Raw genomic sequence first — 21,329 nt, forward strand, 5'->3', positions numbered from 1 at the left:
CTCTGATTATTTCACGCCGGTCTTTCTACTGCCCAACTTTGCAACAGCACCGTTTCTTTTCGGCCTGCCGGCCGAAGGGGCAGGCGTTAGAAACGCCTGCCCAATACAATACAGCTGCCAGCGCTACGCCTACGTCCGTACCGGGACAGTCCGACGTAAAGGGGGTTCCGAGCAGCGGGCCAGCCCGCCACGTCAAACCCCCGCTTCGTGCTACTTCTGGGCCGCAGCGATACGCTCCTTCAGGCCATTGAATTCGTCCCACACTTCCTGCGGAACCTTCGGGCCCAGGAACTTCAGCCATTCTTCGTTGTCAGCTAGGTCGCGGTCCCAGTCTGCTGGATCAACCTTCAGCGCCTCGCGGATATCCTCCTCGGTCTCCTTCAGACCGTCGGTATCGATGTCCTCGTAGCGTGCGGTGTAGCCAACAACGGTCTCGTCAGCTTCCACGCGCCCCTCGATGCGGTCAACGATCCACTTCAGGACACGGGAATTCTCGCCGAAGCCCGGCCACAGGAAGCGTCCGTCTTCACCGCGACGGAACCAGTTGACAAGGAATACCTCAGGCATCTTGTCGCCGCCCTTTTCACCCATGTCAATCCAGTGCTGCAGGTAATCACCGACGTTGTAACCGATGAATGGCAGCATGGCCATTGGGTCGTGGCGCAGGGAACCAACCGCGGCTTCAGCCGCAGCGGCAGTCTGACCCGAAGCCATGGTGGCACCGATGAACGTTGCGTGGTTCCAATCGCGGGCCTGGGTCACCAGTGGCACGGTATCCGCGCGGCGTCCACCAAACAGAATGGCGGAAACAGGAACACCCTTGTGATCGTCGTACTCCGGTGCCGCGGTTGGGCACTGGGAGATTGGGGTGCAATAACGGGAGTTCGGGTGAGCGGCAACGCCTTCACCATCGGCAGTCCATTCATTACCCAGCCAGTCGGTCAGGTGCTCTGGCTTGTTCTCCAGGGATTCCCACCACACGCTACCTTCGTCGGTGAGACCAACGTTCGTGTACAGGTTATTGCCTGGTTCCAAGGTCTTCATAGCAACCGGGTTGGAGCTGTAGTTCGTGCCAGGAGCAACACCGAAGAAGCCGTTTTCTGGGTTCACGGCATACAGGCGACCATCTTCGCCGAAGCGTAGCCACGCGATGTCGTCACCAACGACCTCCGCGCGCCACCCCGGGATGGTCGGCTGGATCATGGCCAGGTTGGTCTTGCCACACGCAGATGGGAACGCAGCACAGATGTAGTACGCCTTATCTTCGGGACTGATCAGCTTCAGGATCAGCATGTGCTCGGCCATCCAGCCCTCATCGCGCGCCATCGCGGAGGCGATTCGTAGCGCGTAGCACTTTTTCGCCAGGATGGCGTTTCCGCCGTAACCCGAACCGTAGGACCAGATCTCACGGTCCTCAGGGAAGTGGGTGATGTACTTCGTGTCATTGCAAGGCCACGCTGTATCTTCTTGCCCCTCTTCCAGCGGAGCACCCACGGAGTGCCAGCCTTTAACAAAGTCACCGGTAGCGTCGATCTTCGCCAAAGCCTCTGCGCCCATGCGGGTCATGATGCGCATGGACATCACAACGTATGCGGAATCCGTCAGCTCCACACCAAGCTTGGGCTGCGGATCTGAAATTGGTCCCATGCAGAAAGGCACGACGTACATGGTGCGTCCGCGCATGGACCCGGAGAAGTGCTCGCGCATCTCGGCCCGCATCTTCTCGGGATCGACCCAGTTGTTCGTCGGGCCAGCATCCTCTTCCTTCTTAGAGCAGATGAAGGTACGAGATTCCACGCGGGCAACGTCGGCCGGGTTGGAACGCGCGAGGAAAGAGTTAGGCTGCTTTTCCTCATTCAGCTTTACCAAGGTGCCGTGTTCCACGAGCTCGGAAGCCAACCGATCCCATTCCTCATCGGAACCGTCGCAGAACACTACTCGCTCTGGTTGGAAGAACTCCACGCTCTCCTCAATCCACTGCAGTAGGTCCTGGTTTTGCGTGGGGGCCTCACCGACTAGCCCTCGAATGGTCATCGAATCTCTCCCTACGTTTTAAATCTCTCGCGTACCGGGCTCGGAGCAATCTAGGGCGATTGCACTCATAGACAGCACATTCTATATGGTCGCAACGCATTACGCGCCGATACATTCAGACTATCTGGCTTCGAAGGGCCAAACATCCTGTTTTACTCCCGAAAGGGCGTGTTATTGGTCACCCTTAGTCACCGATAATCCTAACCCCATTCCCCCCGATCAACACATTTCCATGTCCGAATGTTCCACTTTCGCCCCTCCTGAGGCTCCTCTTTCACCCCCGTACCGTCCCCGCGCCCTGCAGCGCCGCCCCCTGCTGCAGCAGCATCGCTGTTCCCTGCCGAACCAGCGGCCGTCGCACCCCCAGCCAGCTCTGCCGGACCCCCTGCTGCAGCATCATCGCTGTTCCCTGCCGAACCAGCGGGCGTCGCATCCCCCTTCATCTGCGCCGGCCCACTGGTCGCACCTTTATTTAATGCCTCCACACCATTCGGCCGCCCGCCCCCTAGATCGGTGGTAGGGGCTTGCTGTTCTGGTTGGCCGACGCCCCTCGCTTCCCCCTCCCCCAGCCACCGCCAGGCGGACCAATGCCCATCGAAGGAAACATTGGAGACATAGTCGATTTGGCCGTCCCCATCCGTATCGGCAAAGATGCTCATGCCGTCAGCGGTGGCAACCGTGGTCGAATCGGTATCTATGTCGGCAGGTAGCAACAGTTCTTCCTCGCCGATCGTCATACCCAAATGTCCGGCGGCCCTCTCAGTAAGAAATCCCGAGTCCGCTCCTGCCCCCAGCCCTGTACCTAGTCCTATGTCCGGCCCCGTGCCCAGGATCCCGCCTTGGCCCACACCTAGCCCTTCACTCAATCCCAGATGATTGATAACACCGTGCCCCAACAAACCTTGATCTGTTTGACGCGCGACATCTGCGATCGTGTGCCAATCAGAAGATGGTTCCAGCGCACCCCAATCCCCAGAAAACTCATTCATCGTGCTACTCCATTCCCCGCGTTCATCGTGCTACTCCGATCCCGTTGCTTTCTAGTTGTCTCACCTGCTCCGCCACCCTCGGAATGTGCAGGCGCGCCACCACCTGCGTGATCAGCTCCGCCCAGTGCTGCTGCAGTGCCTGTTGGATTTCCCCCGTTCTGCGGCGCGCACTATGCTCCCGCTGCAGCTTAAACCGCAGAGCCACTACCACCGCAGCCACCAATACGCCCAGCGCCAAACCAATAAACACATGGTCGAACGCCCGCCCGATTCCCGCTCCCATCGCCACAGCCCCCAAACCCCCAGCAAGCGGCAGCCAGGTCTCCAGCCGACTGACGGGGGACGATGCGGCCACCGGCAACTCGGGAACCGCCACATCAACGCTCGGGAACAGCACACCGTGCCGCACCACGGCATGCCGCAGCCCCGCCACGAACGTGGCGTGGGCTGCATCCCTATCCTCGATCTGCGCGCATTCCTTAGCCAAGCGCCCACCGGACAGCCGCACAGCGATCCGCACCCGATCCAAACGTTCGGAATCCGCACGATGAGCATCGGCGAACCAACGTTTCATATCGACTTTTAAGTTCCGGACGACCCGCGCCGCCTCGTCCGCCGAATTGACCCGGAGCGCACCCGGAATATCGGGCCAGGGGGCCAGCGAGGCGTCGAGTAACAAAACCACCACACCCATGGCGCCGACCACCGCCCGCACTACCCGGAGGTTTTCGGCAGTGGGCTGCCCGGCAACGGCAACAACGCAATCGGGCCGCGCCTCCGGCCCAGCAGCCACCAGCACGCGAAACTCTCTATGGGGCGAGGCAACGCTTCGAGCGCAGCGCTCCATTTGCTCCCCCACCAAGCGGACCCGATCCCCATCCGGCCCAATGACAGATACCGTTTTCATAGGGCTACCCCCACTTTTCCCCTCAATCTGCAACAATGGTTGAGATGAATAGTTCTGATAAAAACTTAGGCAACCTACCCCCGGGTCGCCCACTCCAAACTGATTTTAACGACGGACGCGACTATCCGCGACTGGGAAACTTCAGTTTCCGCCGGGGCACCCTAACCGACAACCAAGAAGCACTGTGGGAGGAAAACTGGCCACGGCTGGGCAAGGTCCTATCCGATGAGCGCATTGACCTGCCCAAATGGTTCGGTCGGGAGGCCGATACGATCGTAGAAATCGGCTCCGGTACCGGCACTTCTACCGCTGCCATGGCCCCGCTGGAAAAAGACACGAACATCGTTGCCGTGGAGCTATACCGGCCAGGACTGGCGAAACTACTGGGTTCCGTGGTGCGCGGAGAAATCGACAACATCCGGATGATCCGCGGCGACGGTGTGGAGGTTCTACAGCGCATGTTCGCGCCGGAATCCTTGGCCGGTGTACGTATCTACTTCCCCGACCCATGGCCCAAGGCCCGGCACCACAAACGGCGCATCGTGCAATCGGGCACGCTACACCTCATCGCCTCGCGTTTGCGCCCCGGCGGCATACTGCATATCGCTACCGACCACGCTGACTACGCAGAATGGATCGACGAGCTCGTGGAGGCGGAGCCCCAGTTGGAGTACCTGGGCTGGCCCGCGGAAGTTCCCGTGCTCACCGACCGCCAGGTCATCACCAAGTTCGAGGGCAAGGGTCTCGACAAAGAACACACCATTCGCGAATACCTCTGGCGCAAGCGCTAAAGGTGAGCTGCGAAACTCAAGGATTGATCACCATGGTTGACACTTCAGAAGGCACCTTAAGGCGCGATGCGGAAACCACCGCGCCCACCTACTCCGGTGGAACCGGGGGTTCCTACAATGCCGAGAACTCGGACCACTCCACCGGTCGATTGCTGCTGGTGTGGGACGCGCCGAATATCGACATGGGCCTCGGGTCCATTCTGGGCAGCCGTCCTACGGCCTCCCACCGCCCGCGTTTCGATGCGGTCGGTCGCTGGCTACTGGAACGCGCCGATGAGTTGGCCGTGGAGTTCGACGGTCCGGTTGAACCCGAAGCCACCGTCTTCACCAACATTGCTGAAGGCAGCGCCGACCTGGTTCGCCCCTGGGTAGAGGCCCTACGCAACGTAGGCTTTGCCGTTTTCGCCAAGCCCAAGCTGACGGAGGATTCCGATGTGGATCCCGACATGCTGGAACACATCCGCCTGCGTCACGCACAAGGCAACCTCGACGGAGTAGTGGTAGCCAGCGCCGATGGACAAAACTTCCAAGAGTTCCTCGAAGAACTAGCCGAGGAAATCCCCGTCACCGTCCTGGGATTCCAAGAGCACACCACGTGGGCGCTTGGTAGCGATTCGCTGGAGTTCATCGATCTAGAAGACATCTCCGGAGTTTTCCGCGAACCCTTGCCTCGTGTGAACCTGGACAATCTGCCGGATGGTGGTGCATGGCTGCAGCCATTCCGCCCGCTATCAGCACTGCTGGATTAGCCCTCCGAGAACTATTCCCGTACCACTCCGAGGTTTACGCTTGACGTAGCTTCCGGATTTATCCTGCACAACACTGGAAAGGAACCCACAGTGTTTAGCACTTGGGGCGATGTTGCCTACCGCTTCCGCCGAATTATCCCCTTTGTGATCATTTTGGCGATTGTTGCGCTCTACGCCGTCTTCGGGTTGAAACTCGGCGAGAGAATGAGCCAAGAGGGCTGGGATGACCCGCACTCCCAATCCACGCGTGCCGCACAGATCGAGCAAGACGTGTTCGGTCGCGACGCGCGCAGCGACGTCATCATTTTGGTCACCGGTGACAAGCCGGGGGCTGCGGTGGATGAAGGCGTCAAAAAAGAAATGGCAGCCCAGCTGAAAAAGCTGAAGGACGACCACCCAGACCAAGTGGCAGCCGTCAGTTCCGTGTACACCGGCGGCCCGCGCGCATTGGCCAAGGAAGATGGGTCGGCCACGTTTACTTCGGTGAGTCTGCAGGGAGTGGCCGAGGATGTGCTGAAGAACTACCGCGTTATTGAGGACGAGCTACACCACATTCAAGCACCGGGTGTGCAGGTAGAAATCGCTGGTGCCACCGCGGTTTCCGGGGCGCTGGATAAAGGGATGGCCGAGGATATCTCCCGCGCCGAGCTGTACGCGCTCCCGGCCGTGGGTGTGCTGTTGCTGCTGGTTTTCGGGGGTGTGATTGCGGCCTTCATGCCGTTGCTGGTGGGCGTTCTTTCCATTTTGGGTTCCATGGGCGTGCTCGCTATTTTGGCCGACGCCACGCAGATCAACGTCTTCGCTCAGTCCGTAGTGACCTTGCTGGGCCTGGGTCTAGCTATTGATTACGGCTTGTTCATGGTGTCGCGTTTCCGCGAGGAGCTGGCGGAAGGCAACGACGTTCCCACAGCCGTGCGCAACACCACGGCAACCGCGGGTAAAACCGTAGTGTTTTCCGCGGCGATGGTAGCCGTAGCGTTATCCGGGTTGTTGATCTTCCCGCAGGCATTTCTTAAGTCCGTAGCCTTTGGTGCCATGAGCGCGGTGGGATTGGCCGCGCTGCTGAGTGTGGCTGTGTTGCCCAGCATCTTCGCGCTGCTGGGGAAGAACATCGACAAGTGGTCGATCCGACGAAAGACCCAAAGCCGCCATGAGGTTGTCGATGGATTCTGGGGTAAGGTGCCCGCGTTTGCGATGCGCCACTCCAAGAAGGTGACGTTCCTGGTAGTCGTGGCTCTGTTGGCGCTGACTGTGCCGATCGCGGGGATCAAGCTGGGCGGAATCAATGAGACATACCTACCGCCGGATAACGAAACGCGCGTAGCGCAATCACACTTCGACCAGGAATTCCCGCAGTTCCGTACCGACCCTATCAAGCTAGTCATCAAGGGCGACGGTGCCGCAGTGGGCCAGGTGTTCCAAGAAGCCAACCAGCTGCAGGGCCTGACTGCGCCATTCCAAGTCACCCAACCCACCAAAGACGGGGTGACGGTGCTGGGCACGGGCATTAAAGACCGTGACGATTACAGCGATATCGTTCACCAGCTAGAGGACCTCAAGGTCGATGGCGCCGAGGTGTACGTGGCGGGCACGCCAGCACTGGAGGTCGAATCGATTTCCGCGTTGTTCGAGAAGCTGCCGTGGATGCTGTTGTACATCGTGGTTGTCAGCTTTGTCCTCATGGCGCTGATCTTTGGTTCCCTGATCATCCCCGCCAAGGCCGTGATCATGAACATCCTGGGTACCGGCGCCACCTTGGGTGTGCTGACCTTGCTATTCGTGGACGGAGTGGGTGCGGACCTGTTTAACTACACAGCCGGGCCATTGATGTCCCCGATTTTGGTGCTGATCGTAGCGATCATCTTTGGCCTATCAACGGACTACGAGGTGTTCCTGGTTTCTCGCATGGTGGAAGCCCGCGCACGCGGTGCCTCTACCAACGAGGCCATCCGGTTCGGTACGGCCACCACGGGTGCCATCATTACCGCGGCCGCACTGATCATGATTGTGGTGTGTGGGGCCTTCGGGTTCTCCTCCATCGTCATGATGAAGTACATCGCCTTCGGCATGGTCATCGCCCTTATTTTGGACGCCACGGTGATCCGTATGCTGCTGGTGCCCGCTGTGATGCACCTCTTGCGCGAGGACAGCTGGTGGGCACCGGCCTGGGTCAAGAAGCTCTCCGAAAAGGTCGGGCATAACGAGCAACTATCCGGTACATCCGGCACGCACCCGCTGCAACCGGAGCCTGCGGGTGTTGGGGTTGGGGATGTGCGTGGGGGCGTCGAACCAAAGAAGGCATCACAGCAATACGTGACTACAGGAGCCGTCAACGCACATAGTGGTGCTGGGACGACCGAGGGGGCACAGCAACACGTAACAGCAGATGCTGACCAAACACGCGAGAGCGCTGGGACGAAAGAGGGGGTACAGCGCGCGGCGCGTTCCACCGCCCCGGCGCGTATCCCCGAGCGGCCTGTGCAGCGGCACGAACGTACGTTGCCGTTCCACGAGCTGATGGAGCGTATGCAGCGGCAACAGGCGGAGCGTAAGGCTGCACAGGAGGCAGCGGGGTACACGGCTCAGGGCGATGCTGGGCAGGAAACGGCGTTGAACGGTGCTGGACGTGAAAATGCGCAGCACCCGAAGCTGGAGCGCCGGCCCCTCCCCCAACCTGATAATCAACAGGATCAACGCCCCGCGCACAAAGACAAACGGTAGCGTAGACACATTGCTGACGGGTCCCATCGGCGTGCCGACCCTACGGGCTAGCTATCGTGCTACACAATCGATGGGACCGTAAGGAAGCAACGCACTACAAGAAGGTGCGAACAAAGGAAGGAGGATGCGCCGTTGAGCCAGAGTAAGGGCAAAGCGATTCTCGCCTTCCTCCGCCGGCCATGGGTGCGGGCGGTGCTTTCTTTACTGCTGTTGGTAGCGATCTTGGTGGCGGCCCGCGACCAACTGCACTTCATCGGCGATGGTTGGCGCGAGATGATTCGCGCGGACGATCGCTGGCTGTGGGAAGCAGCAGCCATGATGGGGCTGGCCATGCTGGCTCAGGCCGAGGTGATGGTGGTGTTGATGCGCTCGGCCGGGGTAAAGGTAAGCCGGTTGCGCGTGAACGCACTGGGGTTGGCAGCGAACTCGGTTTCCTCCACCTTCCCCGGTGGTCCCGCAATCTCTGCGGCGATGATCTTCCGCGAGCAGATGAAATGGGGCGCAACGGCCGTCATCTCCAGCTGGTACCTAGTGCTGTCCGGGGTTCTGGCTGGTGGCGGTATGGCGCTGTTAGCGATTGGCGCTGTGTTCTTTATCGGGAGGAAATTTGATCTCAGCACAGCCCTATTCAGCCTGGTGGCGTTGGTAATCTTGGCACTAGCAACCAACTGGGTCGCATCTCATCCACACGAGATGGAACGGTGGTTACGTGCACGTCTGCGCGCCTACAACCGGTGGCGGCACAAGCCTGTGGATCGCTTCGAAGAAAAATTAGTTGGCCTGGCAGAGCAGCTTTCCACAGTGCAATTGCCCCTCCCCAGGCTGGCGATCAGCATCACTGCTTCTATGGCCAAGTGGGTTTTCGAGATCCTGTGTCTGCTGGGGTGCATCTATGCCGTGGGGGCGGAACCACCGATCGCAGGTGTGGTGTTGAGTTTCCTCGCGGCGAAACTGGTAGGTCAAGCCCAAGTCACCCCTGGTGGTTTAGGGCCAGTCGATGTGGCGTTGACAACAAGCCTCGTAGGTGTGGCTTCCATGACCTCCGTGCAAGCTTTCGCCAGCGTGATCTGCTTCCGCATGATCAGCTTTGTGGGACTGACCATCGTGGGCTGGATCGTCTTTTTCACCGCTCAGTTTTCCAAGGTCGCCAAAGACGGGATGACGGGCGAATCAGCTGCGCCCACGCAAGGTACCACTGATGCGGGCGCGGGCACTACGGCACGTGCAGCGTCGATGAGCGATACGAGCGCAAGCAGCACTGATGCGATTGCAACCGCAGGTGCGGAGGCAAGCGCAGCCGATTCCACCACGAAGACCAACGGGGCCATCCCGTCGGTGGATGGCACTATCCGCGACGGCCGGTAGACTCACCGAATATGGACAACGCCAATTCTGTTCCTGACCCTTCAACCACCACTGCGGGCAACTCCACCGCTGCCGCCGGACACGCTGGCACTTCTAGCCACGCGTCCACCACTGCCGACCGCGCCGCCACACCACACCACCGCGCCCGCGTGGAGAGCGGGTCGCGCCCCCGGACCTCGCCTGCGCCTGCTTTACTGATGGACATTCTGGGCGTGGCGCTGTTCGCCCTGTTCGCACGGGTAGCCCACCAATCGGAGGACATGCCACTCAGCGTTGCAGGGTGGCTGCAAACCCTATGGCCCTTCCTCATCGGCACCGCTTTGGGCTGGCTGTTACTGGCCATTACGGGGAAGACCGCGCGCGCAACATCCATGGGCAGTGGCGTAATTGTGTGGCTGTGCACCGTCGTCGCGGGCCTAGCGATCTGGGGGCTTCGCCACGGGGGCGTACCTCACTGGTCATTCATGCTCGTCGCCAGCATTATGGGCGCACTTTTATTGTTGGGGTGGCGCGTTATCACCGGCATGCGCGCTCGTCGCGCGGCGCCGGGCGTCGATAAATAAGCAACCAAACCACCCCCAACAGCGGTAGGTTAACAAGAAATACACCTTGGCGAAACCGGCAGTTCGATTCCTTTTCCTACGGTAAGCAAGTCAATCACTGCACGTTTTCTGCTGAGGAGAATGCCATGGGCCTGAAGGGGCTTAACCTATTGAAGAACATGGACTTTACGTCCGGCCGTTCCCACCGCACCTGTGTGTACAAGTGTGGAGATGCCTGCTCTAAGCCAGTTCCGAACGAATCCGACAACACTTACTTCGGTGACATTGTCAAGGCCACCTTCAGTCGCCGCTCCGCGCTGCGCGCTGGTGGCGCTGCAATGGTGACCGTCGGTGGCGCGTCCTTCCTGGCCGCGTGTTCGGACGACAAGGGCTCTTCCGCTGGCTCCAGCAGCTCCGCAGCCAGCGCCTCCGAGTCCGCGAAGGACGTTGCAACTCCGCAGGGCCTGAACTTCGACATGGTGGAACCAAACACCAAGGACGAAGTTGTCGTACCCAAGGGCTACTCCAGCGATATTGTGCTGCGCTGGGGCGACCCTGTCGTAGAGGGCGCACCGAAGTTCGACATCGACAACCAGACCGCAGAAGCTGCCGAGAAGCAGTACGGCTTCAACAACGATTTCGCCGCGCTGCTGCCCATCGAAGGCGAAAAGAACCGCTTCCTGCTGGTGTGCAACCACGAGTACACCACCCCGCAGCAGATGTTCCGGGAGTACGACGCAAAGAAGCCAACCAAAGAACAAGTCGCGATCGAGCTGGCCAACCACGGCATGAGCGTTGTCGAAGTCGAAGGCAACGACAAGGACGGTCGCCTGAAGCCCGTCATGGGCAAATACAATCGTCGTATTCACGGCAACACCGACTTCGAACTACGCGGCCCAGTGGCTGGCCACGATCTGGTGAAAACCGAGAAAGACCCCTCTGGCAAGACCGTTTTGGGCACCTTCAACAACTGCTCCGGTGGCGTCACCCCATGGGGCACCGTTCTCTCCGGTGAGGAGAACATCGACCAGTACTTCGCCGGTGGCGAAGAAGTCAAGGACGAGAAGGTCCGCAAGCACCTCAAGCGCTACGGCATCGAAGACAAGGAAACCGCGCGGAAGTGGGAGCGCTTCGATGACCGCTTCGACGTGCGCAAAGAGCCAAACGAGCCAAACCGATTCAACTGGGTAGTGGAAATCAACCCTTGGGATCCCACATCCACCCCTATCAAGCACACCGCTTTGGGCCGTTTCAAGCACGAGGGTGCGAACATTCACGTCACCAACGACGGCACAGTAGTGGCTTACTCCGGCGACGACTCCCGCTTCGAGTACATCTACAAGTTCGTTTCTTCACGCAAGGTTCGCAGTGGCAAGACCGATGCAGACCGCGCCGAGAACATGAAGATCCTCGACGAGGGCACCCTGTACGTTGGCACTTTCGAGGGCAACTCCAAGGACTTCAAAGAATCCGGCAAGTTGCCAGAAGACGGCAAGTACGACGGCACCGGTAAGTGGATCAAACTGGCCACCGCCAAGGCCGACGGTAGCGTGGAAAGCCACGTTGATGGCATGACCGGCGAAGAGGTTCTGGTCTACACCCGAGAAGCCGGCGATAAGGTTGGTGCCACCAAGATGGATCGCCCAGAGGACATCGAGCCACACCCAACTACCGGTAAGGTCTACTGTGCCCTGACCAACAACAAGTACCGTGGTGCCGATCGCCCAGACAAGGGCGACGCTCCCATCGCCGAGGTCGCTCCAATCAAGGAAAACAAGAACGGCCTGGTCCTGGAGATCGAGGACAACCACACTGGCGAAGATATGAAGTGGAACCTGCTGCTGGTGTGTGGTGATCCATCCGAGGCAGAAACCTACTTCGGTGGTTTCGATAAGTCCAAGGTCTCCCCAATCTCCTGCCCAGACAACGTCACCTTCGATTCCTTCGGCAACCTGTGGATCTCCACCGATGGTAATGCGCTGAAGTCCAACGATGGCCTGTTCGCAGTGGCGCTGGAAGGCGATGCTCGCGGCTTGACCAAGCAGTTCCTCACCGTGCCCGTCGGCGCGGAAACCTGCGGACCGCTGGTTTTCGAAAAGCGCGCTTTAGTTAACGTCCAACACCCGGGTGAGGACGATGATGAGAATGCCAAGCTGGAAGATGCCAAGTCCCACTGGCCAGATGGAGGCAAGAACGCTCCTCGCCCCTCCACCGTTGTGGTCTGGAAGGACGACTTCGGCACCATCGGCGCTTAGGCGTTCTGGCTCGTTGGCGCCTTAACTCGCTAGCGTCCTGAACTCGCCGTCGCTTTAACCCGCCGGCGTCTGTAGTTCGCCAGCACCTTTTAACTCGACGCCGACGCGCCACCCGCCAGCCGATCCGTCACGAAGTTTCGGAATGCATCGGCTGCGGGGGCCGGTGAGGTGCCCGGCAACCATACGATGCCCAACTCCCTCTCACGGGTCTCCGTGAGAGGGAGCATTGTTATGCCCGAAACCACCAAGTTCGGATCTCCAAGAGGCAGAATTGCCACCCCCAAGCCAGCGGAAACCAGTCCCGCGAGTGTGGTCAACTCCATCGACTCGAACACCAACCGTGGCCGGAATCCCGCCGCGGCTGTAAGCTCATCGAGCAACATCCGCGTGCCATAGCCTTCCAGCATGGCAATGAACGGTTCCGCCTCCGCTTCTGCGATGCTGATTGATTTCCGCCCCGCCCACCGGTGGTTATCGGGAACGGCCAAAGCCAAACGCTGTGTAGTCAGCTGCACCCAGTTGAGCTCTCCCGCGTCCACGAACCCTGCGGGTTTCGGCCCGACCAGGGCTAAATCGGCGGAACGATCCAAGACGTGATCAATCAACGTCTGCGCCGCGCCTTGCACCAATTTGAATTCCACCTGCGGATGCAATTCGCGGTAGGAGCGCAACAGATCCGGCACCATCCACGTGCCCAGCGAATGCATGAAGTCCAAACGCACTGTGCCTTTTTCGGGGTCCATCAGCCGGTGTACCTCGGCTACACCGCGCTCCCAGCTCTCGAGTGCGTCACGGGTATGTGCGGCCAATGCCCGCCCACATTCGTTGAGGATGAGGTGCCGTCCCCTGCGGTCAAACAGCTCCGCGTTCACTTCCTCCTCCAGCGCGGACAACCTTCGGGACAAAGCGGATTGACTCACTCCCAGGCTGAGCGCCGAGTCCACCATGTTCTGGCTTACCGCGAGGTCAAGGAACCATTCCAAGTGCTTCATGATGGTTCATTCTGACACAAAAGTTATGCGTATTACTGGACTAAACGATTATTTCATTGCATTATGCGAAACACCGCAGATGGCGCACAATCGACTACATGCATTCCGACAGAGTTACCCCGGCCGACCCCCGATACCGTCGCGCCCTCATCGCAGCACTGTGCGCGGGTTTGGCTTCCTTCAATGCTCTGTATGCCACCCAGGCTGTTCTGCCCGCACTATCCGACTCGTTCCACGTCTCCCCCACAATCACCGCGCTGACGGTCTCAGCAACCACGGGCGCGTTGGCCTTGACGGTGTTGCCGGCGGGTGTGGTGAGCGAAAGGTTTGGTCGCCGCCGAGTGATTCAGGTATCCGTGTTGGCAGCGACCGCATTATCCCTCCTGTTGTGTTGCATGCCCAGTATTCAGGCGATTATCGGGCTGCGCTTTCTGCAAGGTATCGCCGTCGCGGGCGTGCCTGCGGTGGTCATGACCTACCTGGCCGAGGAAATCGATGGGCGTTATCTACCGCGCGTGATGGGTTTCTACATCTCCGGCACGACCTTGGGTGGGCTGTTGGGTCGCCTCATACCGGGCATCGCGCTGGACTTCATGGGCTGGCGGCAGGCGGTGCTGCTCAGCGCCGTTTTTGCCGTCGCTATGGCAATAATCACCGCGACCGTCATCCCGCCCCAACGGACGTTTCAACCGAAGGCCATCACGTGGCGCCACGAGCTCTCAGCGATCAGCAGCCATCTGCATAACCCCGTACTTTTACGTCTTTTCGCATTGCCGTTCTTGCTGATGGGCGTGTTCGTCAGTCTGTACAACTACCTGAGTTTCCGCCTTATCGAAAGTTTCGGCCTGCCCGCTTCTTTAGCAGCCCTCACCTTCGTGATGTACCTATCGGGTACCTGGTCTTCGGCCCGCGCGGGTGCGTTGGTCTCCAAGTGGGGCCGGGCGCGGGTGGTTGCCAGCTCGTGTCTTCTGGCTGCGGTGGGGCTCGCGGTGCTTTTTATTCCGACGCTGCCCTCCACGCTCCTAGGTTCCTTGTTATTTACGGCAGCATTCTTCGCTGCGCACTCCGCAGCCTCCGCATGGGTAGGTGAAATCGCCACTCACGATCGGGCGGAGGCTTCCAGCCTGTATGTGTTCAGCTACTACTTGGGTTCGTCGCTGATGGGATGGATCTCCGGATACTTCTTCCACGCTGGATGGGCGGTTTTCGTGACCTGGATTGTGGTGGTCGTCAGCGTGTCGTTCCTCATTGCGTTGTCGCTGTCCAAGCAGGGCAACACTAGGAAATCTGGAAGCTAAAAGAGATTATTCTTTTATTCTCCAGACGTGCAATTTGCAAAACGATACTATGCACATATGGGATACACACGTAAACTTCGTTTCGCCGGCGTCTTGGGCGCTGGGCTCCTCGCCACTGCCGGCATGGGAGTCGCTGTTGCGCAAGGCGGCGTTTCAGCCAACTTGGCCTTGTCCAACACGATCTTTAACATGAAAGTCGGCACCCTCGATGGTGAAGGGTTCAACCTATTCACCGATTCCGACAAGCTTCATACTGGCCGAGAGGCTGTTTCGCGCCTGAAAATCAAGAACGCGCGGGTGTCCGATGTTTGTATGACTGCCCCAGTCAAAATCCCAGGCATGGGTGATAAGCGCTTCCAGATGCTGGTTCCCGGTGATAATTTCTCTGCGAAAAACCTGGTCATCGCCGCCACGGACATTGGTGGCGCTTTGACGTTGGAGAAACCACAGATTGGTGTGGATGCTAGCCAGCTGGATGACAAGGCAGAGCCCGGTTCGTGGGGCCTGACTGCCCAGCGCATCATCGCCAAAGGCCAGACCATTTCCACCTCGTCCCTTTCTGCTGACCAGCTGACTGCTGGTGGCAGCAAAATCTCCCTAGTCAATCCAGATGACGCAGCCTGCTAAAACTGACCTAGAGAAAACCACCAACCGCTTCACCCGCTGGCGCAAAGCCCGCCCTTTTGCCGCTGGCCTATTCATGATTCTTTCCGGAATCATCATGATCACACCGGCGTACCTCAGTTTTGAGGTATCCAATATCGTGATCCAGGTCGCCACAATCTCGGGCGTGTCCACGCTACTGATCGGCGCGTTGTTAATCACCTGTGGCCTAATGTGCTGGTTCAAGGCCGAAACACGGCTCCTCGCAGGTGTGGCCGCCATGATTTTGGGCATTGTCGCGCTACCACTATCCAACATTGGTGGCTTTGTGATCGGCACACTGTGTGCCCTGATCGGTGGCGCCCTGGCCCTATCATGGGCCCCGGGCCAGAGGGACCGGTGCGGCGTCGATAAAGAATCCACAGAAGAAGCAGCGGATCAGGAGGAAACGGCAGAGCAAGCAGCCGATGCCCCCGTGACGAAGAACACCGCGACAGAGGAATTCGAGGCTCACAATGGCTAAGTTATCTAGGCGCAAAACTATCGCCGGTGGGGTGATGGTCGCCGCAGGTGTGTTCGGCATCGGTGCTGCTGCGGCCCCCGAAGCCTTGGCGCAGCTTCAGCTACCCGGTTTACCTCCAATTAATCTGCCGGGCGCTCCTGGTACCAACCCCGGCACCAAGCCTCGGCAACAGAACGCTCCGGAAGGGCCGAAGCAGGGCAACCAGAACGGCCAGCAGAGCCCGCAGGATCGTCATCAACGTAAGCAACAGGCGAACCCGCTCCCCGGTTTGCCGGCGTTGCCACCACCGCCGCGATTACCGAAACCTCCGGCATTCAAACCGCCGGAGATTCCTGAGCGCTACCACATGGATCTCACACCCCCGGGCCCCATTCCGGGTATGAAGCCGCTCCAAAACGGCACATTCACGATTAAATCCGATGAAACTGCCCTGCTAGGCAAGGTGAAGCTATCACTGGTGCAGCAGCAGACTCCGCAGGGGTTGCAGCCAGCCATCCGCATTGATGCAAATAAGGCCGTACTGAAGAACCTGCGCGTGGACTTTCCGGATTCGCGGAAATCCGCGGCGGCCGGTGGCGATATCTGGCAGCGTACTGGTGTGGGACAAACGACCGTATTGGAGGGCAACTTCCACATTGTTGTCTCCAAGCTAACCGTTACCCCTCGCCTAGCCGGGGTGCCACTTTTTCCTCTCACCATCGACGCCACCATGGCGCCAAAGCAGATTCAAAAAGAGGCCAAAAAAATCGGTCTTGGTAATCCAGATGCCCTTTCGGAGCAGCTGGTGATGCTCAACGGCACCATGGACACGTACTTCGTGAAAGCTGATCGGTTGGTAGCGGGGGCGGGCAACCGGATCGGCTAACAAGCACGGTGACTACTGCAGCCTCGGAAAGCAGGTCCCCCTGCGACCAAGGCACTACTTGCTTCGCCCCCCCCCCGAATTCAGCTGGCGAGCACTGTGGCTACCGGGGCCCCGGAAAGCAGGTCCCCTGCGCCCAAGGCACTACTTGCTTCGCCCCCCCCCGAAATCAGCTAGCTAGCACTGTGACTACTGCAGCGCAGCACCAATCTGCTTCGCTGCGTTGGTCACACCGGTGTGGGACATGTGCATGGTCAGGTTGTAGCGCGGGGTCTGGTTATCTAGAACACCGGCAACCCATGCCTTGCCACCTGGCTGGCAGGTATCGTGCCCACGGGTGGTGCGGTGCAGGTCCACGAACACGCCACCGTTGCGCTGAGCAGCATCGTGGGACTGGCGCCACAGCTGGCGCTCGGCTTCCTTCACGATGGGGAACGGAGCCTCAATAGGTGGCAAACCGTTAGGGCGAATCAGGCACAGGCCAGCGCGCTCGTTAGTCAGGTGCGGGTAGCTGACGAACTGAATGCGGGCGCCTGGAGCTACGCGCTTGATCTTCGCAGCGATGCGGTCGTAAGAACGCGCAGCCGCACGGTTGTCGATCGGGGCGGTAGTGCGGTACGTGTCGTTAGCACCAACCATGATGGGCACATTGCGGGTGTTGCGGTTGAGCTTGCCGTCGCGGATAGCCTGATCCAGGCGAGCCTCCAGTGGCTCGCGCCCCAGGTACAGTTCCTTGCCGTTGCACGAGTAGTCATCAACCCGCGCACCAGTCAGGCGGGACAGCTCCGTAGCAACACGGAAGGAGCCCTGAATACACTTTGGGCCGCCCTTGGTTCGCGCTTCGAACAGCTGCTGGAAAGAAGTGTTTGCAAAGTAGGAATCACCAAGCAACACGGTGTTTCCAGGAGCTGCTTGAGCGGCAGGAGCTGCACCCATGACAGCACCGGCTGCAGCCACCGCAGCAGTAAGAATACGAGCAAATTTTTTCATGATTTTCTCCAATTGAATTTAGGCCTCATTAATTCTAGCTGTTGAGGCACAAAATAGTTAGACGTTCGGAAGCTTTCGGGGCATAACCTTGCCCGTTGGGTTGCGCGGAAGCTCGTCCATAAACGTCACTTCGCGGGGCACAGAGTGTTCCGCAAGATGCGTGCGGACCCATTCCTGGATAGATTCCTTGGTCAGCGCCTCACCCTCCGGGCTATCCTCGCGGACTACCCATACGGCCATGCGTTTGAACGTTTCCTCATCATCCACCCCCATGGCAAACAGGTCGCGGATACCCGGCATCGGCGCCAACACTTCCTCAACACTGCGCGGGTAGACGTTTTCACCACCGACGATGATCATGTCATCCGCGCGACCAAGCACGAACAACCGTCCCTCGTCATCGAGGTAACCACGATCACCAATCTCTAGCAGGCCGCGCTGAATGTTCATGGTGTCCCGCTCGTTGGCGTAACGCCGCATGGACAAAGTGCCACGCGCGAAGATCCGGCCCGGAGTGTTCCGCGGCAACACATTGCCTTCGTCATCAAGAATCTTGACCCGGACACCGCGCACGGGACGGCCAGCCATAGCCGGACGATCGACCAGCTCTTCCTTCTTCGCAATGGCCACCACACTGTTTTCGGTTGAACCGTAGAAGTTGCACACAATAGGCCCGAACTGCCGATGCAGCCCACGGATCAGGTCCTCGTGCATTGCATTGCCAGAGGACACGATAAACTCCAAGCCCGAGGTATCGTAGTTCCCCTTTTGGGCAACCTTCAGCTGTTCTTTAATGAAAATCGGCGAGGTAATGATGCCGTTGACCTTGTAGCGCTCGGCATCCTCCATGGCCTGGACGGGATCGAACACACGACGCAGCACTACGGTCGCGCGGTGAGCAAATATCAAATTGATGTTGGCCCAACCCCAGGAGTGGAACATCGAAGCCGTTTGCTGGACCATAATCTCTGCACGCCAAGGAATCCAGGTCACCAGATCCGCAATGGGCGTAGGGATGAGAGGCTCCCGGTTCACCACGGCCTTCGGCGTACCAGAGGTTCCGGAGCTCATGATGACAATCATGCCGCGCTTCGGGATGACGGGTAGCTTCTCCTGCTCCTCCGTAGGAGCTTCCTCGATGATCTGCTGGAAGGTCTTCCACTCCGGATTCGGAGCCTTGGGCTGATGCAGGTCCTGCGCGTGTCCGACAATCACCTTGGTGCGCGTGTAATCCGCGGGCAGATGCCCGGCGAATTCCTCATCGATGATGAGCGTATGCACATCGAGCTCTTCAATGGTCTTTTGCAGCTGAATAGGGCTAGATGCCGGGTTCAGCAAACAAATATTCGCGCCGATGAACCCCTTGGCAATCAATGGGTAAAGAATGACGCGGGAGTTACGCGCCATCACCGCAATGTTTTTCTCCGGCCCCAGCCCCATGCGCTGCAGAGCCCGGGCGAATGCCTCGGTCTCTTGCCGCACCTGAGCATAGGTGAGCTCACCCATGTCATCGATAATGGCCGTGCGATTCGGCGCAACCTCAGCTGCGTACCACGCCTGCCGGGCTGCGGTGAAGCCGTAACGCGTAATGCTTTCCACAAGCTTCTTCTTCATCCGCAGGCCACCGCCCTTGACTAGCGCACCCGAATTCAATGCGGTACCTACACCCGTGGCGATAGCATGAACCTCCGCCCATGCAGCTTCACCAAAATACTTAAGGTTTTGCAGCTTGCCTGCAGTTTGCATCTTGCCCGGCATAAATGCCCTTCTAGTCGGGGAGTTGTACACAATCGTCGCTGTGCGCTGCTATCCGAAAACAGCGCGCTAATCACGCACCTCTGGGGTAACGCAAGCCATGCGACACTACGCTTCCCCCATCGGCGGACTACACGATTACGTTACACCGCCTAAGTTTCCCTTACGTCACATCTGTCACATTAGTTATTTTGCGTTACTCGACGCCACGCATCGCCTGCCCCCATCCTCCATGGCCCACGTGGGAAAACTAGGTGGCGTCGAGATAAAAAGAGCACCCTCTGGCGCCCCACCCCCCGCAGCTACATAGGCGGAATGTTGTGCTTCTTCACCGGTTCCAGAACCGTTTTATTGCGCAGCTGCCGCATCGCTTGGCGAAGACGAACGCGCGTATCCTGCGGCTCAATCACCGCGTCTAGGTAGCCACGTTCAGCGGCCACATAAGGACTGGTCATGTTTGCGTTATAGAAATCCACGAACATCTTCTTGGCAAGCGGACGCTGCTCCGGTGGCATTGCCGCAAGGTGCTTGCCCTGCATCATGACCACCGCAGCCTCCGCACCCATCACGGCAATCTGCGCGGTGGGCCATGCCAAGTTGATATCCGTACCCATGTTCTTGGACCCCATGACGGCATAACCACCACCGAAAGCCTTACGAACCACCACGGTCACCTTGGGGACATCTGCTTCCAAAGTGGCAAAACCCAGCTTTGCACCACGGTGGATCAGGCCCAGCTTCTCCTGCTCCACGCCTGGCATGTACCCAGGAGTATCCACAACCCACACAATCGGAATGTTGTAGGCATCACAAATACGAATGAAGCGCGCGGCCTTATCTGCCGCATCGGCATCCAAGCACCCCGCCAGCACCATCGGCTGGTTCGCCACAACACCCACGCTGCGGCCATCCACGCGCGCGAATGCCGTCACCACGTTGGAGCCATAATCGTCCTGAACCTCCAGCACGTTATCGTCATCGAAAATGCGCAGCAGCACATCCATGATGTCGTAGCCTGCATTCGGATCATCGGGAATAATGTCGCTGAGCTCATAATCGCGCTCAGTCAGTTCATCCGACGGCGCCCAGTATTCCTGGGGATCATCGAAAACGCTCGACGGCAGAAACTCCATGAGGTCCTTCACATAGTTAAAGGCCTCCTCCTCGCTCCCCGCAACATAAGAGACGTTACCGTTGCGGGCCTGCTGGCGAGCCCCGCCCAGCTCCTCCATGCTGACCTTTTCGCCAGTCACGGACTCGATAACAGCCGGGCCAGTCACAAACATCTGCGTACGCCCTTCCACAGCAATCACAAAGTCCGTGGTTACCGGCGCATACACCGCACCACCAGCCGAGGGCCCCAGTAGGATCGAAATCTGCGGGCTTTGGCCACTCAACGGCAACTGGCGACGCGCGATCTCGGAATACATCGCCAGGGACGTCACCGCGTCCTGAATACGCGCACCACCGGAATCATTAATTCCGATTACTGGGCAGCCAATGCGCGTGGCCATGTCCATAACCTCCATGACCTTTTTGCCGAAGGTCTCACCCACCGAGCCACCATAAACGGACTTGTCGTGGGCATACACGGCCACAGCGCGCCCATTGACACGACCATAACCAGTCACCACGCCATCACCGTAGGGAGCCTCCTTATCTCCCGGTGTGCGTCCGAGCGCTCCGATTTCCGTAAAGGACCCCTCGTCCAATAACGCATCAATACGCTGGCGTGGGGTGGTGAAACCGGCCTCATCGCGCTTAGCCTTGGCTTTCTCCGAACCCGGATCCTGCGCCATGTCCAGGCGCTCTTGCAGCCCCCTCAACTTGTCGGCGGTAGTTTCCGTCACTGGGTTTCCTTCCGGTGGTTTCACGTTATTGTGCTTCTTCTTGTCTCTGTCCACGCCTCAAATCCGCGGCGTTGCCTGCCAATCGGTTCCGTAGGTTTCAGGC

General features: G+C 59.1%; 17 protein-coding genes. 10 read left to right on the top strand and 7 right to left on the bottom strand.

All coding sequences use genetic code 11. From position 1 onward, the window contains the following. Nucleotides 1–210: 210 nt before the first annotated feature. From HMPREF3098_RS00155 to HMPREF3098_RS00165, 3 genes are all read right to left on the bottom strand, one after another. Nucleotides 211–2,034, bottom strand: coding sequence for a phosphoenolpyruvate carboxykinase (GTP) (locus HMPREF3098_RS00155; protein WP_070433540.1), 1,824 nt, complete (start codon nucleotides 2,032–2,034; stop codon nucleotides 211–213). A gap of 200 nt (nucleotides 2,035–2,234) precedes the next feature. Then, entirely contained in the window at nucleotides 2,235–3,023 is a 789-nt protein-coding gene (locus HMPREF3098_RS00160) for a DUF6802 family protein (protein WP_035115908.1), read from the bottom strand. A gap of 22 nt (nucleotides 3,024–3,045) precedes the next feature. Beyond that, entirely contained in the window at nucleotides 3,046–3,930 is an 885-nt protein-coding gene (locus HMPREF3098_RS00165) for a hypothetical protein (protein ID WP_070433541.1), read from the bottom strand. 35 nt (nucleotides 3,931–3,965) lie between these two features. On the opposite strand from HMPREF3098_RS00165, the gene trmB reads away from it, so the two are divergent. From trmB to HMPREF3098_RS00195, 6 genes are all read left to right on the top strand, one after another. Beyond that, a complete protein-coding gene (trmB, locus tag HMPREF3098_RS00170; protein ID WP_035115914.1) occupies nucleotides 3,966–4,721 on the top strand; it encodes a tRNA (guanosine(46)-N7)-methyltransferase TrmB in 756 nt (251 codons plus the stop codon). 32 nt (nucleotides 4,722–4,753) lie between these two features. Next, nucleotides 4,754–5,470: an NYN domain-containing protein gene (locus HMPREF3098_RS00175; RefSeq protein WP_035115917.1), complete on the top strand. Its 717-nt coding sequence runs from the start codon at nucleotides 4,754–4,756 to the stop codon at nucleotides 5,468–5,470. A 90-nt stretch (nucleotides 5,471–5,560) separates the two neighbouring features. Next, on the top strand, nucleotides 5,561–8,191 hold the full coding sequence (locus HMPREF3098_RS00180) for an MMPL family transporter (RefSeq protein ID WP_083283843.1): 2,631 nt from the start codon (nucleotides 5,561–5,563) through the stop codon (nucleotides 8,189–8,191). A 132-nt stretch (nucleotides 8,192–8,323) separates the two neighbouring features. Beyond that, nucleotides 8,324–9,556, top strand: a complete 1,233-nt coding sequence (locus tag HMPREF3098_RS00185) for a lysylphosphatidylglycerol synthase transmembrane domain-containing protein (RefSeq protein ID WP_246815788.1) — start codon at nucleotides 8,324–8,326, stop codon at nucleotides 9,554–9,556. A gap of 11 nt (nucleotides 9,557–9,567) precedes the next feature. Further along, nucleotides 9,568–10,119: a DUF3054 domain-containing protein gene (locus tag HMPREF3098_RS00190; protein ID WP_246815789.1), complete on the top strand. Its 552-nt coding sequence runs from the start codon at nucleotides 9,568–9,570 to the stop codon at nucleotides 10,117–10,119. Between the two features lie 125 nt (nucleotides 10,120–10,244). Next, the gene (locus tag HMPREF3098_RS00195) at nucleotides 10,245–12,353 is read left to right on the top strand and encodes a PhoX family protein (RefSeq protein ID WP_070433542.1); all 2,109 of its coding nucleotides are present in this window, start codon (nucleotides 10,245–10,247) and stop codon (nucleotides 12,351–12,353) included. Nucleotides 12,354–12,442: 89 nt separating this feature from the next. On the opposite strand, the gene HMPREF3098_RS00200 is transcribed toward HMPREF3098_RS00195, so the two are convergent. Continuing rightward, nucleotides 12,443–13,345 carry a LysR family transcriptional regulator gene (locus HMPREF3098_RS00200; RefSeq protein ID WP_070433543.1) on the bottom strand — a complete coding sequence of 301 codons (903 nt, stop codon included), beginning with the start codon at nucleotides 13,343–13,345 and terminating at the stop codon, nucleotides 12,443–12,445. Nucleotides 13,346–13,443: 98 nt separating this feature from the next. Here HMPREF3098_RS00200 and HMPREF3098_RS00205 point away from each other — a divergent pair, with 98 nt between their 5' ends. The 4 genes from HMPREF3098_RS00205 to HMPREF3098_RS00220 are packed head-to-tail and all read left to right on the top strand — an operon-like array spanning nucleotide 13,444 to nucleotide 16,634. Beyond that, nucleotides 13,444–14,643, top strand: coding sequence for an MFS transporter (locus tag HMPREF3098_RS00205; RefSeq protein WP_070433544.1), 1,200 nt, complete (start codon nucleotides 13,444–13,446; stop codon nucleotides 14,641–14,643). A gap of 57 nt (nucleotides 14,644–14,700) precedes the next feature. Next, nucleotides 14,701–15,270, top strand: a complete 570-nt coding sequence (locus HMPREF3098_RS00210; RefSeq protein WP_070433553.1) for a DUF6230 family protein — start codon at nucleotides 14,701–14,703, stop codon at nucleotides 15,268–15,270. Beyond that, the gene (locus tag HMPREF3098_RS11720) at nucleotides 15,254–15,769 is read left to right on the top strand and encodes a DUF6114 domain-containing protein (protein WP_246815790.1); all 516 of its coding nucleotides are present in this window, start codon (nucleotides 15,254–15,256) and stop codon (nucleotides 15,767–15,769) included. Before HMPREF3098_RS00210 ends, HMPREF3098_RS11720 begins: the two co-directional genes overlap by 17 nt. Further along, nucleotides 15,762–16,634 (top strand): hypothetical protein, encoded by an 873-nt coding sequence (locus HMPREF3098_RS00220; RefSeq protein WP_246815791.1) that lies wholly within the window; start codon nucleotides 15,762–15,764, stop codon nucleotides 16,632–16,634. Before HMPREF3098_RS11720 ends, HMPREF3098_RS00220 begins: the two co-directional genes overlap by 8 nt. Before the next feature lie 186 nt (nucleotides 16,635–16,820). Here HMPREF3098_RS00220 and HMPREF3098_RS00225 read toward each other — a convergent pair whose 3' ends face one another. The 3 genes from HMPREF3098_RS00225 to HMPREF3098_RS00235 form a co-directional block, all read right to left on the bottom strand. Continuing rightward, nucleotides 16,821–17,621, bottom strand: a complete 801-nt coding sequence (locus tag HMPREF3098_RS00225) for an SGNH/GDSL hydrolase family protein (protein ID WP_070433555.1) — start codon at nucleotides 17,619–17,621, stop codon at nucleotides 16,821–16,823. A gap of 57 nt (nucleotides 17,622–17,678) precedes the next feature. Continuing rightward, nucleotides 17,679–19,379 carry an AMP-binding protein gene (locus tag HMPREF3098_RS00230; protein WP_070433545.1) on the bottom strand — a complete coding sequence of 567 codons (1,701 nt, stop codon included), beginning with the start codon at nucleotides 19,377–19,379 and terminating at the stop codon, nucleotides 17,679–17,681. A gap of 299 nt (nucleotides 19,380–19,678) precedes the next feature. After that, nucleotides 19,679–21,175, bottom strand: coding sequence for an acyl-CoA carboxylase subunit beta (locus HMPREF3098_RS00235; RefSeq protein ID WP_210385913.1), 1,497 nt, complete (start codon nucleotides 21,173–21,175; stop codon nucleotides 19,679–19,681). Between the last annotated feature and the right edge of the window lie 154 nt (nucleotides 21,176–21,329).

The sequence above is a fragment of the Corynebacterium sp. HMSC28B08 genome (assembly GCF_001806865.1).
Taxonomy (GTDB): Bacteria; Actinomycetota; Actinomycetes; order Mycobacteriales; family Mycobacteriaceae; genus Corynebacterium; species Corynebacterium auriscanis.